This is a genomic window from Lysinibacillus halotolerans (assembly GCF_003711845.1).
Taxonomy (GTDB): Bacteria; Bacillota; Bacilli; order Bacillales_A; family Planococcaceae; genus Ureibacillus; species Ureibacillus halotolerans.
In genome coordinates, this window is the sequence record NZ_RHLQ01000008.1 from 35,417 (window position 1) to 51,289 (window position 15,873).

At 34.2% G+C, this 15,873-nt stretch carries 13 protein-coding genes; 7 read left to right on the forward strand and 6 right to left on the reverse strand.

Features of this window, described 5'->3' with window-relative positions:
- Positions 1 to 160 precede the first annotated feature (160 nt).
- A complete protein-coding gene (locus EC501_RS04925; RefSeq protein ID WP_122971186.1) occupies positions 161 to 808 on the forward strand; it encodes a glycoside hydrolase domain-containing protein in 648 nt (215 codons plus the stop codon).
- 41 nt (positions 809 to 849) lie between these two features.
- On the opposite strand, the gene EC501_RS04930 is transcribed toward EC501_RS04925, so the two are convergent.
- Positions 850 to 1,746, reverse strand: a complete 897-nt coding sequence (locus EC501_RS04930) for a 3-hydroxyacyl-CoA dehydrogenase (RefSeq protein WP_122971187.1) — start codon at positions 1,744 to 1,746, stop codon at positions 850 to 852.
- Positions 1,747 to 1,931: 185 nt separating this feature from the next.
- On the opposite strand from EC501_RS04930, the gene EC501_RS04935 reads away from it, so the two are divergent.
- From EC501_RS04935 to EC501_RS18785, 3 genes are all read left to right on the forward strand, one after another.
- Positions 1,932 to 2,504 (forward strand): flavodoxin family protein, encoded by a 573-nt coding sequence (locus EC501_RS04935; RefSeq protein WP_122971188.1) that lies wholly within the window; start codon positions 1,932 to 1,934, stop codon positions 2,502 to 2,504.
- A gap of 365 nt (positions 2,505 to 2,869) precedes the next feature.
- Positions 2,870 to 4,927: a thioredoxin domain-containing protein gene (locus EC501_RS04940; RefSeq protein WP_122971189.1), complete on the forward strand. Its 2,058-nt coding sequence runs from the start codon at positions 2,870 to 2,872 to the stop codon at positions 4,925 to 4,927.
- Between the two features lie 308 nt (positions 4,928 to 5,235).
- Complete coding sequence (locus EC501_RS18785; RefSeq protein ID WP_421930385.1) at positions 5,236 to 5,487, forward strand: DUF3221 domain-containing protein; 252 nt, start codon at positions 5,236 to 5,238, stop codon at positions 5,485 to 5,487.
- 64 nt (positions 5,488 to 5,551) lie between these two features.
- On the opposite strand, the gene EC501_RS04950 is transcribed toward EC501_RS18785, so the two are convergent.
- Positions 5,552 to 5,842, reverse strand: a complete 291-nt coding sequence (locus EC501_RS04950; protein WP_122971190.1) for a HesB/YadR/YfhF family protein — start codon at positions 5,840 to 5,842, stop codon at positions 5,552 to 5,554.
- A 34-nt stretch (positions 5,843 to 5,876) separates the two neighbouring features.
- On the reverse strand, positions 5,877 to 6,479 hold the full coding sequence (gene plsY / locus EC501_RS04955) for a glycerol-3-phosphate 1-O-acyltransferase PlsY (RefSeq protein WP_122971191.1): 603 nt from the start codon (positions 6,477 to 6,479) through the stop codon (positions 5,877 to 5,879).
- Between the two features lie 374 nt (positions 6,480 to 6,853).
- Here plsY and parE point away from each other — a divergent pair, with 374 nt between their 5' ends.
- Complete coding sequence (gene parE, locus EC501_RS04960) at positions 6,854 to 8,830, forward strand: DNA topoisomerase IV subunit B (RefSeq protein ID WP_122971192.1); 1,977 nt, start codon at positions 6,854 to 6,856, stop codon at positions 8,828 to 8,830.
- Positions 8,827 to 11,268 carry a DNA topoisomerase IV subunit A gene (gene parC, locus EC501_RS04965; protein ID WP_122971193.1) on the forward strand — a complete coding sequence of 814 codons (2,442 nt, stop codon included), beginning with the start codon at positions 8,827 to 8,829 and terminating at the stop codon, positions 11,266 to 11,268. The genes parE and parC overlap by 4 nt, the downstream gene beginning before the upstream one ends.
- Before the next feature lie 68 nt (positions 11,269 to 11,336).
- On the opposite strand, the gene EC501_RS04970 is transcribed toward parC, so the two are convergent.
- From EC501_RS04970 to EC501_RS04980, 3 genes are all read right to left on the reverse strand, one after another.
- On the reverse strand, positions 11,337 to 11,552 hold the full coding sequence (locus EC501_RS04970) for a hypothetical protein (RefSeq protein ID WP_122971194.1): 216 nt from the start codon (positions 11,550 to 11,552) through the stop codon (positions 11,337 to 11,339).
- Positions 11,553 to 11,663: 111 nt separating this feature from the next.
- A complete protein-coding gene (locus EC501_RS04975) occupies positions 11,664 to 13,208 on the reverse strand; it encodes a solute symporter family protein (protein ID WP_122971195.1) in 1,545 nt (514 codons plus the stop codon).
- Positions 13,205 to 13,534: a DUF485 domain-containing protein gene (locus EC501_RS04980; protein ID WP_122971196.1), complete on the reverse strand. Its 330-nt coding sequence runs from the start codon at positions 13,532 to 13,534 to the stop codon at positions 13,205 to 13,207. Before EC501_RS04980 ends, EC501_RS04975 begins: the two co-directional genes overlap by 4 nt.
- Positions 13,535 to 14,290: 756 nt before the next feature.
- Here EC501_RS04980 and EC501_RS04985 point away from each other — a divergent pair.
- Positions 14,291 to 14,947 carry a potassium channel family protein gene (locus tag EC501_RS04985; RefSeq protein ID WP_122971197.1) on the forward strand — a complete coding sequence of 219 codons (657 nt, stop codon included), beginning with the start codon at positions 14,291 to 14,293 and terminating at the stop codon, positions 14,945 to 14,947.
- The last annotated feature ends 926 nt before the right edge of the window (positions 14,948 to 15,873 follow it).

A 15,873-nucleotide genomic window follows, 5' to 3' on the forward strand; every position in this document is an offset into this window, starting at 1 on the left:
TTACCTGTTTCATATAATTAGATGGAGATAAAATTACTGGTCAAATGTCTAGTAAATTATGTTCTATTATATGTTCTAAATAAAAAAACAGAAGAAATCTCGGCATTGTTTTGTAGGGAAGGTAAGTTTTATGGAAAATTATTAGAAAAGAGGTACGCAAATGGTTAATTATCATTGGGGTGTAGACTCTTCTCAACCAGTTACGAATGAGTTATATAATTCCGTTCTATCAACATTTGGAAAACCGGAATTCTGGGGAAGATACTTAACGAGGGTAGAGGGTTCAGTAGAAGGTTTAACTGAGGAAGAAATTGAACTCCTTCACAATAATGGTACAAAATTGCTTCCGATATATAACGATTTCCGTCAGGCAGTTGGGGAAAGTCATGCGAAAGTTGTAGGGATGAACGTTGCATACCAAGCGAAACGGTTAGGACTTAAAAAAGGAACGATGATATTTGCTAGTATGGAAAATGTTGAAGTAGATAGTCGTTGGATTAAAGGATATATCGACTATTTATATAATACGGATTATAAACCAGGTTTTTATTACAACCCTACAGAAGGAAAATTTGAAGAGGCATATTGTGAAGCTGTTGATCAAGACCCTCGCGTTGCTAATCAAGCAGTATTATGGAGTTCAGAGCCACATATTGGTGTAACAAATGAAAAAGATGCTCCGAAATTTGAGCCAACAACACCAAATTGTGATGCTAATGTTTGGGCTTGGCAATATGGTAGGGATACAGAAGAATTAGCAATAAATACGAATTTAATAGATAGCAGATTATTACCGATGCTTTACTAAAATAAGGGCGACACTCATTCTACATGTGTCGCCCTTACTATTTAACTTTCTAGAAAACCAGGTTGCAAGTAACTTGGATCAGGATATGAGTAAAAACCTTGTTTTGTTTCAGCTCCGAGTTTTCCTTTTTCGATATACTCAGATTTCAAATAATTTGCCAGCTTTTTAAATTCTTCATTTCCAGCCTCACCTTTAGCATTAGCAATATTATATGCTGTATTAATGCCTACTATATCTAAAATAGCAAAGGGACCTTTAGGGGCGCCCGTAGCAATCATCCAAGTTTTATCTATCGTTTCAACATCAGCAATTTTCTTTACTAATAACATTTGGGCTGCCTCTAAAAAAGGTACTAATAATGAATTCAAAATATAACCTGGCTGCTCTCGTTGTAATGGGAGTGCCACCATGCCAATTGCCTTTGCGAAGTCAATAACAAGTTCAAACACCGATTTTTCCGTATTCGGATGTTTCATTATTTCTGCAGTGTTGTTTAACCAAATTTCATTTGCAAAGTGAAGGGCTAAAAATTTGTGAGGTCTGCCCGTAGCTTCTGCGAATTGACTTGGCAACATGGTCGATGAATTGGTTGCGAAAATAGTTTTGTCCGGTGCTACTTGACTCAATTGTTCATAAAATTTCATTTTCACATCGACAATTTCAGGTACAGCTTCAATGACAAGATCAGCATCCTTTACTGCTTCTGCTAAATCCGTATGGAAGGACATACGGTTGTAAGCCAAGTTTACTTCTTCTTCTGTTGCCTTTAAATCTTCTTGATAGCGCACTTTTAAGTTCATCATACGATTTTTCGCCCGATCAATCGCTTCTTCATTTATATCGTATACGGCAACTTGAAATCCTTTAAAAGCTGTCTGAAAGGCAATTTGACTTCCTAAAACGCCACTTCCTGCTACAGTTATATGTTCAAAATTCATACCTTGACCCCCAACTTAATTATTTTTCGAAAACTTTAGTTCATTTTCATGATTGACATGTTACTATTTTTTAAACAGAATTCGAATTGTCTTTTCAAACTATTCCGTTCTATAAAGATTCGAAATTTGAAGTTCTTTCGTTCAGTTTATGGGAATATGATTCTACTAAAGGAGAGAGTGAATGTATGTCTATTGCGGTTATATACGGAAGTACTAGGGAAAAGGGAAATACAGAATGGTTAACGGAGTATGTGATCAGTGGCCTTCCTGTTGAGAAAATTTATTTGAGGGATTATAACATCCTACCAATTAAAGATGAACGACATACAGAAGCGGGATTTCAACCAGTGTTGGATGATTATCAAGTCGTCATTGAACAGGTTTTAAAGCATGAAATTCTTATATTCGCTACCCCAATTTATTGGTACAGTATGAGTGGAACGATGAAGTTATTTATTGATCGTTGGTCTCAATCATTACGGGATAAACATTTACCCGATTTTAGAGAAGGCTTATCGAAAAAGAAAGCGTATGTTATTGCAGTTGGAGGAGATAATCCTTCCATTAAAGCACTTCCTTTACTTCAACAATTTCAATACATTTTTGACTTCTTTGGCACGGCCTTCGAAGGTTATGTAATTGGTAAAGCAAGTAAACCAGGGGATATTCAAAAAGATAATAAAGCAATTGCCAATGCCATCCTTATGCAAAAGGTATTAGCAGAACAATTAAAGTCTTTAGAAAAAGAAAAGAGTTGAGCATTGATTCAACTCTTTTTAATATCACTTTTATCAATGTCTCCATACAACATCAGTTTCCTATTTATCTAATTCGAAAAAATTTTAAGTGTTAATTAAGTTCCTTCAACACTTCACTTTAAGCCATTTGCTTTGAACGATTTCCTAAATTCATTTATCCACTTCTAATTCCATCTCCAAATCTGTTTTTCCTTTGTTTAATGAAAATGAGAAAGCCAAAACTAGCTACTCTTGATAATTAGCTGGCCATGTAACAGATCATTTTTCAGCTCACTTATTAGTATTCAAATCCAATTTTTTCAGCCATGCTTTGCTTTTATATTTTATGGGTAAAGTAATAGTAAAACTTATAAAGAGGTGATCCGATGCCAACAAATAAGAAAGCAAATCGATTAATTCATGAAAAATCACCTTATTTGCTTCAACATGCATATAACCCTGTAGACTGGTTTCCATGGGGTGAGGAAGCATTTGAAAAAGCAAAACGTGAGGATAAACCTATCTTTTTAAGTATTGGCTATAGTACTTGTCATTGGTGTCACGTTATGGAGAAAGAAAGTTTTGAAGACATGGAAGTGGCAGAGTTAATCAACGAACGCTTTATTGCGATTAAAGTTGATCGTGAAGAGCGACCGGATATTGATTCTGTTTATATGACGGTTTGTCAGTTAATGAACGGTCATGGAGGTTGGCCACTAAATTTATTTTTAACTCCTGACAAAGTTCCATTTTATGCAGGTACTTATTTCCCAAAAAAAAGTAGACCGAGAATGCCTGGTATTAAGGAGATAATAACCAAGTTATATACTATTTATAAAAAGGATAAGAAACAAATTCAAGATGTCACCAAACAGGTGCAAACAGCTCTTCAACAGACCATTCAACTAAATACCGATGAAACAGTTTCCGAAATAGCAGTGGAGAATGGTTTTCGTTCATTTTTAAGTACTTTTGATGAAACGTTCGGAGGCTTCGGAACTGCTCCGAAGTTTCCAACACCCCATCAACATATGTTTTTACTTCGTTATTATTACTATACAAAAGATGAAAGAGCATTGAACATGGTTGTGAAAACATTAGATGGGTTAGAACGAGGGGGTATCTATGACCATATCGGTTTTGGTTTCGCAAGATATTCTACCGACGAAGAATTTTTAGTCCCCCATTTTGAGAAAATGTTATATGATAATGCCCTGCTAACAATCGCTTATACTGAATGTTATCAAGTGACTAAATCGGAGGACGCTAAAAAAGTTGCGAAAGATACGATTCGATATGTGCTAAGGGATTTAACCTCTCCAGAAGGTGGCTTTTATTCTGCTGAAGATGCAGATTCAGAAGGAGAAGAAGGTAAATATTATGTGTGGAGTTATGAAGAAATCTTAACTCTATTAGGGGGTCAGCTTGGTACATTATATTGTGCAGCCTATGGTATTACCGAAGATGGCAACTTTGAAGGTAAAAACATTCCAAATTTAATTGAAGTGTCTTTACCCCAGTTAGCTGAACAAAATGGTATGAATATAGAAGAATTGTTAGCACGTTTAGAAAAAGCGCGGACAATCCTATTTGAACATCGAAAAAAACGAATTCCTCCACATAAGGATGATAAAATCATTACTTCTTGGAACGGGCTAATGATCGCTGCATTAGCGAAGGCTTCTCGTGTTTTTCAAGAAAAGGAATATTTAACGAAAGCTATAAAAGCTATTGATTTTATTGAATCAAATTTATTCCTTTCTGGCCGATTAATGATTCGGTACCGGGATGGAGAAGTGAAAGAACTTGGTGTTATTGATGACTATGCTTATTTATTGTGGGCTTATATTGAACTTTACGAGGCAACATTCGATGTAAATTATTTATTGAAAGCTCAAAGGGTAACTAATCAAATGATTGAACTATTTTGGGATGATGAAAAGGGCGGCTTTTTCTTTTATGGAAAGGATGCAGAAGATTTATTAATTCGTCAAAAAGAAGTATATGACTCGGCATTACCTTCCGGAAACAGTGTAGCTGCTTTGCAAATGTTAAAACTTGCGCGGTTTACAGGAAATGCCCATTTGGAAGACAGAGTAAATAAAATATTTTCTGCCTTTTCTTATTCGATTCAGAATTATCCGATGGGTCATACCTATATGTTAATGGCTTTTTTAACAACGCTAATGAAAAGGAAGGAAATCGTTATTTTAGGGGAGATATCCGATGATCAACTACTATTTGTCGACGAATTATTGCAGGAGTTTTATCCGGAAATTACTTATTTAGTAAATAAGAAAACCGATGAATTGGCGTCGATTGCTCCCTTTATTAACAATTATAAAAGGGGAGAGGACAAGGCTTGGATCTATATTTGTGAAAACTATTCTTGTCATAAACCCGTTAAAGACATACAAGAAGCAAGAAACATGTTGCATGAATAATATTTTTTAACCCTTACGAACAATCCGTAAGGGTTTATTTTTTTGAGGACTCTAACGTATCTTTTAGAAAAGATGATAAAATGGAAGGGAAATAGTCAGTAAAATCTTAAAACTAAATTACTTTTTCCGTGAACAAATCGATTTAGAAAGTTTCGAAGGAAGGTGGGCTTATGGAAATCAAATTTCGTATGATTTTTTTGTCGTTTTTTGTTTGATTTCTATTAATTAGCTGTGACAATTCCCGTAGTCCGGAATCGGGGATTAATAGTGAAGAGATTGTACTAAATAGTACTAGTGAAGAAGGAATCATTCTATTTGAAAAAAATTCAGGAAAAAACTTATTAATTCAAGATTCAAATTTTCAATACAAAGATAAAGAATTATCTTTAAATGAATTATTAAATAAATATGATGAAGTATTATTTTTAAGTTTTAAAAATAAATCGATTGTTAAACAGGTTCAGTCCAGCCAAAAAGTAAAAATTTGGTATAGTGAAATTTTAGAATCGAACCCTCCTATCTACAAAGTAGAACAACTAGAAGTTTCTGAAGGGCAATAAAAGACCATGAGTGATTTTTTACCCATGGTCCAAAATTTGTGTACTTATAATCGAATGGCAATTTTCACTTCAAATAACTATATTGTAATTCTTCCAATTCTTTATTGACTTCAACAAATAGGTCATGTTCATTAAAGAACCATAGATCATCCTTTTCGATATAGAAATGAATGCCTTGTACAATCACTTCTGCTCCAATATCATGAGGCTCCTCACGATTCATTCCAATGGAAAAACCTTCGTGGAATGGGGAAGAACCTCCATATCTTGAATGAAAACGAATATAGTCCCCATCTTTTGCTTCCATTTCTTCTTGAAACCACTGTAATGCATCTTCAGAAATTTTAATATTCATCTTCTTTATCCTTTCAGATAAGGTAAAAAGCTAATTAAATCCATTTTACTTTTGGCTCAGTACCTTCTTTAATCCGTTTAATATTGGCACGATGACGGTAGAAAATAAATGCTGTTAAAATGATGACTAAAATCAGTAAGGATACATCTCCTGTAACAATCACATAAATAATGCTATAAATAAGCGCAATGATTGATACGAGCATTGAAGAGAGGCTAACAATCTTTGTAATTTTTAATGCAATTAAAAAACCTAACACTAAAATGATAAACAACGGCCAAGCATAGCCTAATAAAACACCACCAGATGTTGCAACCGCTTTTCCTCCACGGAATCCTGCAAAGAGTGGGAACATATGTCCTACAACTGCAATAGCTCCTAAAATTAAAGGATGAATCGTCGAATCATTAAAGTAAGGGATAAGTGGAAGTAATGTTGCCGCAGTACCTTTTAATATATCAAGGATTGTTACAACGGTTCCTGCTTTCTTACCTAATACTCGAAAAGAGTTGGTTGCTCCTAAATTTCCACTACCATGTTCTCTTATATCTGTTTTATAAAAAATTTTGCCAATCCATAGGCCAGAAGGAATTGACCCGATTACATAAGCACAAATTAAAATAATTGCATTAATCATAGCTTGTTCCTTTCAAAATTAATAGTTGGTACTAATAGTTGTAATCATAATATTACACCTTTTTTATTATATGCGGAAGATATATTTCCAAGTTATATAAAAGGGATTATACTTAATCATAACAAAATATTTTGAAAGAAAATGGATTTATAAGAAGGAAAAAGAAAATTTATCATGAATAGTTTTACTCTATAGATTTTTCTTTACTCATTTGTCAAAATATCGTTAAAATAATTTCAATTGAAGTTTGTTTGTATAGATTGATAGTAGTTTGATACAATAAATAAGCTTATGACATTTGACATAATTTGCTTTTGTCAGTACGATTGAAAAAAGATAGAGAACGGATGTTTGTATTTTGGAGGGGATTTGATTTGGCAATAAATCAGCCAGGGATCGCATATGATGACGATGCCATTCAAGTATTAGAAGGATTAGAAGCGGTTCGTAAAAGACCAGGGATGTATATTGGATCCACAGATGGTCGAGGCCTTCATCACTTAGTATATGAAATAGTCGATAACGCAGTGGATGAAGCACTCGCTGGATTTGGATCACATATCATCGTAAAAATCCATGAAGATGGATCTATAAGTGTTCGAGATTTCGGTCGAGGAATGCCTACAGGTATGCACAAGATGGGCAAACCTACGCCTGAAGTTATTTTTACGATACTACACGCTGGAGGTAAGTTTGGACAAGGTGGTTACAAAACAAGTGGTGGTTTACACGGAGTAGGTTCTTCCGTTGTAAATGCTCTATCTGCCTATTTAGAAGTAACAATCTACCGTGATGGTCAAATTTATCGTCAACGATTCGAAAATGGAGGGAAACCGGTTACAACCCTTGAAGTAATTGGGAAGACAAAAGAAACAGGAACGAATGTTCATTTCTTACCGGATAAAGAGATTTTCTCTGTTACGAAATATAATTACGATACGTTAGCAGAACGTCTACGTGAGTCAGCCTTTTTATTAAAAGGATTAAAAATTGAATTGATTGACGAACGTGGTGAAGGGAAATCGGACGTTTATTTTTACGAAAACGGGATTGAAGCCTTTGTTTCTTATTTAAATGAAGAAAAGGATGTGTTACATCCTGTTAAATACGTAGAAGGTACACAGGATGATATAGAAGTCGAATTTGCGTTTCAGTTCAATGATGGCTATACAGAAACGATTTTATCCTTTGTAAACAACGTGCGAACTCGTGATGGCGGTACCCATGAAACAGGGGCAAAATCTGCAATGACACGTGTATTTAATGAATACGCACGAAAAGTAGGATTACTAAAGGAAAAGGAAAAAAATCTTGAAGGTACGGATATCCGAGAAGGTCTTTCTGCGGTTGTTTCAGTTCGTATCCCAGAGCATCTATTACAATTTGAAGGTCAAACGAAAAGTAAACTCGGTACGATGGAAGCACGTTCCGCTGTTGAAAGTGTTGTATCTGAAAAAATGCTCTACGTGTTAGAAGAAAATGCAGAATTATCCGCTTCCCTTGTTCGTAAAGCTATCCGCGCTCAACAAGCACGTGAAGCTGCTCGTAAAGCTAGAGAAGATGCACGTACAGGTAAAAAGAAAAAGTCCAGTACAATCTTATCTGGAAAGTTAACACCTGCCCAATCACGTAATGCTAAAAGAAATGAATTATACCTTGTGGAAGGTGACTCTGCAGGAGGTTCTGCGAAACAAGGACGTGACCGCTCATTTCAAGCGATATTACCTTTACGAGGAAAAGTTATTAACACTGAAAAAGCAAAACTATCCGATATTATGAAAAACGAAGAAATTTCAACAATAATCCATACAATAGGCGCTGGTGTTGGGGCAGATTTTAATGTAGAAGATGCTGCTTACGACAAAATTATTATTATGACCGATGCCGATACGGATGGAGCACATATCCAAGTACTGCTTTTAACTTTCTTTTATAAATATATGAGACCGTTAATCGATGCTGGAAAAGTGTATATTGCTTTACCACCACTTTATAAAGTATCAAAAGGAACTGGCAAAAAAGAAGTCATTGAATATGCATGGACAGAAAAAGAGTTACAATCTGCCATTGATAAAGTAGGAAAAGGGTACATGCTACAACGATATAAAGGACTAGGGGAAATGAATGCAGACCAATTATGGGATACAACAATGAACCCTGAAACAAGAACATTAATCCGAGTAACAATTGACGATGCAGCAAGGGCTGAACGTCGTGTGACTACATTAATGGGAGATAAAGTTGAACCACGTCGTAAGTGGATTGAAACAAATGTAGATTTTGGTATGGAGGATGATTTGAATATTTTAGATAGTGAATTCATCCAACATGAGGAGGAACTAGAAGTATGACGGCAACCGAACGATTTCAAGAATTACCGCTAGAGGAAGTGATGGGCGATCGGTTCGGTCGTTATAGTAAATATATTATCCAAGACCGCGCATTACCTGATGCTCGGGACGGACTGAAACCGGTACAGCGCCGTATTTTATTTGCGATGTTTAATGAAGGAAATACGAATGATAAACCGTTTAGAAAATCAGCAAAAACGGTCGGTCATGTTATTGGTAATTTCCATCCCCACGGTGATTCTTCCGTATATGATGCCATGGTGCGTTTAAGTCAAGATTGGAAAATGCGCCATATGTTAATTGAAATGCATGGGAATAACGGTTCCGTTGATGGTGACCCACCTGCTGCCATGCGTTATACTGAAGCTCGTTTATCAGCAATAGCTGCAGAAATGCTTCGAGATATTAATAAACAAACGGTTGAATTTATTCCAAATTTTGATGATCAAGATATGGAACCGACCGTTTTACCTGCAAGATTTCCAAACCTTCTTGTAAACGGCTCAACTGGGATTTCCGCCGGTTATGCAACGGATATCCCGCCCCATAACTTAACAGAATCCTTAGATGCTGTTTTGATGCGACTTGATAAGCCTAACTGTACTGTAGATGATCTAATGACTGTTATTAAAGGTCCTGATTTCCCTACAGGAGGTATCATCCAAGGGGTTGAAGGTATTAAAAAGGCCTATGAAACAGGAAAGGGCAAAATTATTGTTCGTGCTAAAGCAACTGTTGAACCTATTAAAGGCGGTAAAGAACAAATCGTCATTACAGAACTGCCTTATGAAGTAAATAAAGCGAATTTAGTGAAAAAAATAGATGAGCAGCGAATCGATAAACGTTTAGAAGGTATTGCAGATATTCGAGATGAGTCTGATCGTACTGGACTTCGTATTGTCATTGAACTGAAAAAGGATGTACAAGGTCAAGGTATATTAAACTATTTATATAAATCGACTGAACTGCAAATAAATTATAATTTTAATATGATTGCAATTCATAATCGTCGTCCAACGATGATGACTTTACCTTTAATGTTAGATTCTTATATCGCGCACCAAAAGGATGTAGTGATCAAGCGTTCCAAATTCGACCTTCAAAAAGCAAAAGATCGTTTACATATTGTTGAAGGTTTAATTAAAGCGATTTCTATTTTGGATGAAGTCATTGCGACAATCCGTTCTTCGAAAGATAAACGGGATGCGAAAACGAATTTAGAAAAACAATTCGGATTTACAGAAGTACAATCAGAGGCTATCGTTAGTTTGCAGCTTTATCGCTTAACAAATACTGACATTACAGACCTTCGTGCCGAACAAGAAACACTGCAAAAATCAATTACAGAATTGAATGATATTTTGAATAACGATAAACAATTAATCAAAGTCATCAAATCGGAGTTAACCGAAATTCGTAAAAAATTTAAGGAACCTCGTCGTTCTAGTATTCAAGCTGAAATCGAAGAAATTAAGCTTACATTGGATGTGTTAGTTCCAAGTGAAGAAGTAGTTGTTACGGTAACGAAAGACGGTTATGTGAAACGTACAAGTACCCGTTCCCACGCCGCTTCCAACGGTCAAGATTTTGCAATGAAAGACTCTGACTACTTATTGTTTGAACAAACTTTAAATACTCAGCATCATCTATTGTTATTCACAAACAAAGGGAATTACATTTATCAGCCTGTTCATGAATTACCAGACATTCGTTGGAAGGATCTAGGACAACATATTTCAAGTATTGTTCCTATTGATAAAGACGAAGAAATTATTGAAGCAATTGGTATTGAGAAGTTTGAACAAGAAAACGCCTTTATTCTTACTGCCACTAAAGAAGGCCAAATTAAACGCTCTGCTTTAGCTGATTATTCCGTTACACGTTATTCTAAACCGATAAAAACGATGAACATTAAAGATAACGATGAAATGATTTTTGCTAGTCTAGTGACAACTGAAACTGAGCTATTACTTACAAGTTATTTAAGTTATAGCTTACGATTTGATATTGAGGAAATCCCAGTTACCGGTGTCAAAACGGGTGGTGTAAAAGGTATTAACTTAAAAGATGAAGATATCCTTATTTCGGTAAATCCATTAGAATCAGAAGATAAACAAGACGTTATCATCGTCACACATCGCGGAGCAGTCAAACGTATGAGCGTTTCAGAAGTAGAGAAAAGTTCAAGAGCAAAACGGGGAGTTGTCGTTTTAAAAGAATTAAAAGCAAATCCTCATCGTATTTATACTGTTAAAGTCGTGAAAAACGACGATTCAATATTATTGGAAACTAACAATAATGTTCAAGAAACGATTGAAGTTAAATCATTAACAAGAGCCGATCGCTATTCAAACGGCTCCTTGAAGATCGACGTTTCAAATGATGGTGAATTAACGCTTGTAAAAGTCATTCCCCATGAAACGAAAGAAAATAATTAATCACTCAAAAGGATATGTGAAAGTTCAATGCTTTCACATATCTTTTTTATTAATAAATAGGAAGATTTCTAAATAAAAAACATAAAAGACATTTCCATTTGCTGACCTTGCTCTTCACGGAAATGCCTTTTATGTTTTTTAAATCCTTTTTCTAACGTTTCTAGTTTTGTTTTAGTCTTTCGTTCATGGGTACTAAAGTACGATTGTCCTCTTAACATCGTCACATCTTTACCATGTTGACGCATCATTTTCAATCGTTTTTTCTTTGCCTTTGATATAGCCAATTAATTCACCTCATATTCATTTTGTTAACTATTATTTTATCTAAAAGAACAATGAAAGGAAAGGGGAGGAAAAGAAAAACCTCGAGTCTTGAAAACTCGAGGTTTAGATTATTAGTGTGATACATCATGAACGGAAATACCAGTTTGAGCTTTTACCTCTACTTCACGGTATTTCGCTTCATCTGTCTCTTTCGATAATAGAGTTCCAATCCATCCACCTAAGAAACCTAGAGGAACAGATACAATCGCTGGGTTCGTTAAGAATATTAATGGATCTCCAACGAAAATTGCTTTTCCTGCTTCAGGACTCCAAACGTTTGGAGATACCGCTACTAGAACTAAGGCTGAAATTAAACCCGTTAACATTGCCGTTACTGCACCAGTTGTATTGAAACGTTTCCAATAAATTGTATAAATAATTACTGGTAAGTTTGCAGATGCGGCAATACAGAACGCTAAAGATACTAAGAATGCTACGTTTAACGTTTGTGCTCCTAGTGCTAAAACAATAGAAACAACAGAAATAATAATAGATCCTACACGAGCAGCAATAACTTGCTCTTTTTCCGTAACTTTACCTTTTTTAATAATTTGACCGTAAATATCATGGGATAGGGCAGAGGCACCTGATAATACTAATCCCGCTACTACGGCTAAAATTGTCGCAAAGGCAACCGCACATACAAAGGAGAATAAAATATCTCCACCTAATGCTTGAGCAAGAAGTGGGGCCGCCATGTTGCCAGCAGCATTTGCTTCTACAATTGTTTCTTTCCCAACGAATGCAGCAGCACCAAATCCTAAGAAAATTGTTAACACATAGAAAATACCTACAATCCAAGTAGCCCAAATAACAGATGAACGGGCAGTTTGAGCATCTTTTACAGTGAAGAAACGCATTAAAATATGCGGTAATCCAGCTGTACCTAATACTAAAGCGACTAACATGGAAATTGTATCAATCCCGTTAGTATATTTTAAACCTGGATTTAAATAAGCTTGTCCAGCATCCGTCGCCGTCGTCATTTCTGAGAACATCGTTAAGATGTTGAAATCAAATTTTGCTAATACTAAGAATGAAATAATAACTGTACCTAACATTAATAAACATGCTTTAATAATCTGTACCCAAGAAGTTGCAGTCATTCCACCAAATAGAACGTAGATTGTCATCATAAATCCTACAAGTAGTACTGCCATCCAATAATCAATACCTAATAATAATTGAATAAGTGCACCTGCACCAACAAGTTGTGCGATCATATAAAATAATACGATAACAATTGAACTTAAAGCAGCAGTTCCACGAACCTTTTTAGCGTCAAAACGAGCAGAAATCATATCTGCCAAAGTAAATTTACCAAGGTTACGTAATGGTTCTGCTACGATGTATAAAACAACTAAGTAAGCTACTAAATAACCTAATGAGAAGAAGAAACCATCAAAACCTGTTAAAGCAATCGATCCAGCAATACCAAGGAAAGAGGCAGCAGATAAATAGTCTCCTGAAATAGCTAGCCCGTTTTGCCATCCTTTTAAGCCTCCACCAGCAGTATAGAAATCGCTAGCAGTACTCGTTCTTCTTGATGCCCACCAAGTAATAGCTAATGTTAACCCGACAATCGCTAAGAACATGATTACAGCAGTTGCACTCATTTATTGACACCTCTTTCGTACTCCTCAATAATTGCTTTCGCTTCTTTATCGTAAGAGTTTGCTTTCGATACATACAAGTGTGCTAGTGCCCACGTCATAACAAATAGACCTGCAGAGTAAATCCATACCCAAGTAATTTCACCAATGGCTTTTTGATGTAAAATTTCAGTGAATGATGTCAAAATTGGCAATAGCAAGTAAATAATTAGGAAAATAGCTGTAAGAGTCCATAAAAATTTATTTTTCCTCTTTGATAATTGCTTAAAAGATTGCAATTCCGCAATTTTGTCATAATCAATTGGTGTCTGATTTTGATTTCCTGCCATACACATCCTCCTTTTTGTCCTTTTTTACTACATCATGTTCGTAAAATTCTATTTTAATAGTTTTTACAAGTTTCATTGTATTTACTCGTTCACAAAATTGCAATACTTTTTGCTCAAAAAAATTTTATATTTTCAAAAAGATTTGAGAATAATAGAGAAATTATAGTGCAAAACGATAAAATTAAGCTACAAAATGCCTAACAAATAGGTTTCCATCGATATGAATAAAGTAGAATTTTTTTAAATTATTAAGTATTGACAAATGATTAAGAAGTAAAATAACGAGTCAGATATAAGAATATATATAAAATTTAATATTTTAAGATAAATATTAATGTATATATTAAACACCGAACAATAGGAGAAACGTGTCAAAAGGGTGGTAGGAAATTTCTAAATTGATAGCGACATAATTAATTAAAATATACTAATTTTATTGACTACATGAAGATAAAGAATTCCTACGAAATATACGGAAACAATCGATTAGGTTTTGGATTAAATAATACAATTCGAATAATAAATATAATACATGGAAAAACTTATTTATCTAAGAAGATGGTATAAAATTGCATTTTGCAGTACTTTGAATGATTTATTCAACTAATAGCAAACTAATATATTAACCATACTTACGTTTCATTATTTCCAACCATTTGTTAGACCCAAAATAGGAATTACTATAAAAACAATTGAATCTTACGAACAACCAATGGGAAAAATAATTTTGGGAAATTACTATAGGAGTGAACAAATATGGCCAAAAAACAATATGCTGTAATTGGATTAGGGAGATTTGGAACGAGTATTGCTAGAAGGTTATATGAAGCTGGCCAAGAAGTTTTAGGTATTGATCTAAATGAAGAGAGAGTTGAAGATGCTGAAAAATACATTACACATGGTATCATTGCAGATTCTACTGAAGAAAAAGCCCTTAATTCCGTTGGCATATCTAATTTTGATTGTGTGATTGTCGCCATTGGTGATGATATTCAAGCTAGCATATTAACAGCTATGCTTCTTAAAAATCTTGGTGTCAAAAAGGTGATTGCTAAAGCTATAAGTAAACGACACGGTCAAGTTTTAGAGGCGATAGGCACAAACTGGATCATCTATCCTGAACGGGATATGGGTGAGCGCGTAGCAAACCAACTTCTTTCCCCAAATATGCTGAATTATATTGAATTATCAAAGGAATATAATATAGAAGAATTAATGATCCCTAATAAAATGGCTGGTAAAAGTTTGAAGGAGCTTGATTTACGTGCCAAGTTCAATATAAGTGTCATTGCAATTTTACGAAATGGAGAAATCATTATAACACCTTCACCAGAAGAATCGATTCATAGAGGAGATATCCTGGTATCGATAGGGAAACGAAATGATCTAGCAAGATTTTCTAATATCGAGTGAGTTGCACAATAATACGCTTACAATAAAAATTTTGCCCTGTAAATAAAATATAAACGTGCAGGGGCAAAATTAAACCGTATAGAAAAGGATAAATATATTGCGATTTTGATATGAAAATACTGCAGCAGAATTTAAGTAGAGATTTTGTAAAAGAAATAGTAAAATTTTGTACATTTAAGGAATAGTAAATGTTAAAAATGAAAATAGTAATACAAAAATAAAAAGTAAAAAGTAATATTTTAATAGTAAGCTTTAAATTTAGCGATTTATAAATTCATAAAAGTGTTATAAATCGGATATAAAATCTTCTAAGTCAGTTTAAACCGAACTAAGATAAATTTTATTAAAAGCAGCTTAGATAATTTAAAAACTTGAGTTTTGAACAAAATTTTTGATTCAGTCTCACTATTATAAGTATACTTTTGAAATGAAACACAACTTCATATAATTCATATTATGTAAACTAAAATTATTTAAAATAAAAAGAATCCACTTAAGGATCCTCCTCTTACTTGATTTTTTAAGTAATTCAACATACTTTGTTCAACAATATCACTAATGGTCATATTGTTCATTTTAGCCCACTGTTTTATTTGATTGATAAGATCCTCGTTAAATGTTGTTCTAAATTCAACGCGTTCCTTTTTTTGTTTTTATTATCGTATTGACTTTATTCTTCAGGATTTTAATAATTTCAGGTTCTATTAAATCATTTATAAATATTTGTTTTTCTTTAGCTAGCTTTTTAATTTACTTAATATATCCCTATTAATTCTAATTTTAATGCTACGCTTGCTTGAATTGTTAATATGTACAATTTGAGTGCCTGCAATTTCCCAAGCTTTCTTCTGTCTATTATCTTCAATAATAAACGGATTTTTAGAATGTTGTGATAAATATACTCTTTTATAAAAAAATAAAATCAT

Excerpts from the sequence above, each read along its gene's own strand:
- EC501_RS04930 (WP_122971187.1), bottom strand. The coding sequence starts at position 1,746 with ATGAATTTTGAACATATAACTGTAGCAGGAAGTGGCGTTTTAGGAAGT.
- EC501_RS04940 (WP_122971189.1), top strand. The coding sequence starts at position 2,870 with ATGCCAACAAATAAGAAAGCAAATCGATTAATTCATGAAAAATCACCT.
- EC501_RS04935 (WP_122971188.1), top strand. The coding sequence starts at position 1,932 with ATGTCTATTGCGGTTATATACGGAAGTACTAGGGAAAAGGGAAATACA.
- EC501_RS04975 (WP_122971195.1), bottom strand. The coding sequence starts at position 13,208 with ATGAGTGCAACTGCTGTAATCATGTTCTTAGCGATTGTCGGGTTAACA.
- EC501_RS04950 (WP_122971190.1), bottom strand. The coding sequence starts at position 5,842 with ATGAATATTAAAATTTCTGAAGATGCATTACAGTGGTTTCAAGAAGAA.
- EC501_RS04985 (WP_122971197.1), top strand. The coding sequence starts at position 14,291 with ATGGCCAAAAAACAATATGCTGTAATTGGATTAGGGAGATTTGGAACG.
- EC501_RS04980 (WP_122971196.1), bottom strand. The coding sequence starts at position 13,534 with ATGGCAGGAAATCAAAATCAGACACCAATTGATTATGACAAAATTGCG.
- EC501_RS04925 (WP_122971186.1), top strand. The coding sequence starts at position 161 with ATGGTTAATTATCATTGGGGTGTAGACTCTTCTCAACCAGTTACGAAT.
- parC (WP_122971193.1), top strand. The coding sequence starts at position 8,827 with ATGACGGCAACCGAACGATTTCAAGAATTACCGCTAGAGGAAGTGATG.
- plsY (WP_122971191.1), bottom strand. The coding sequence starts at position 6,479 with ATGATTAATGCAATTATTTTAATTTGTGCTTATGTAATCGGGTCAATT.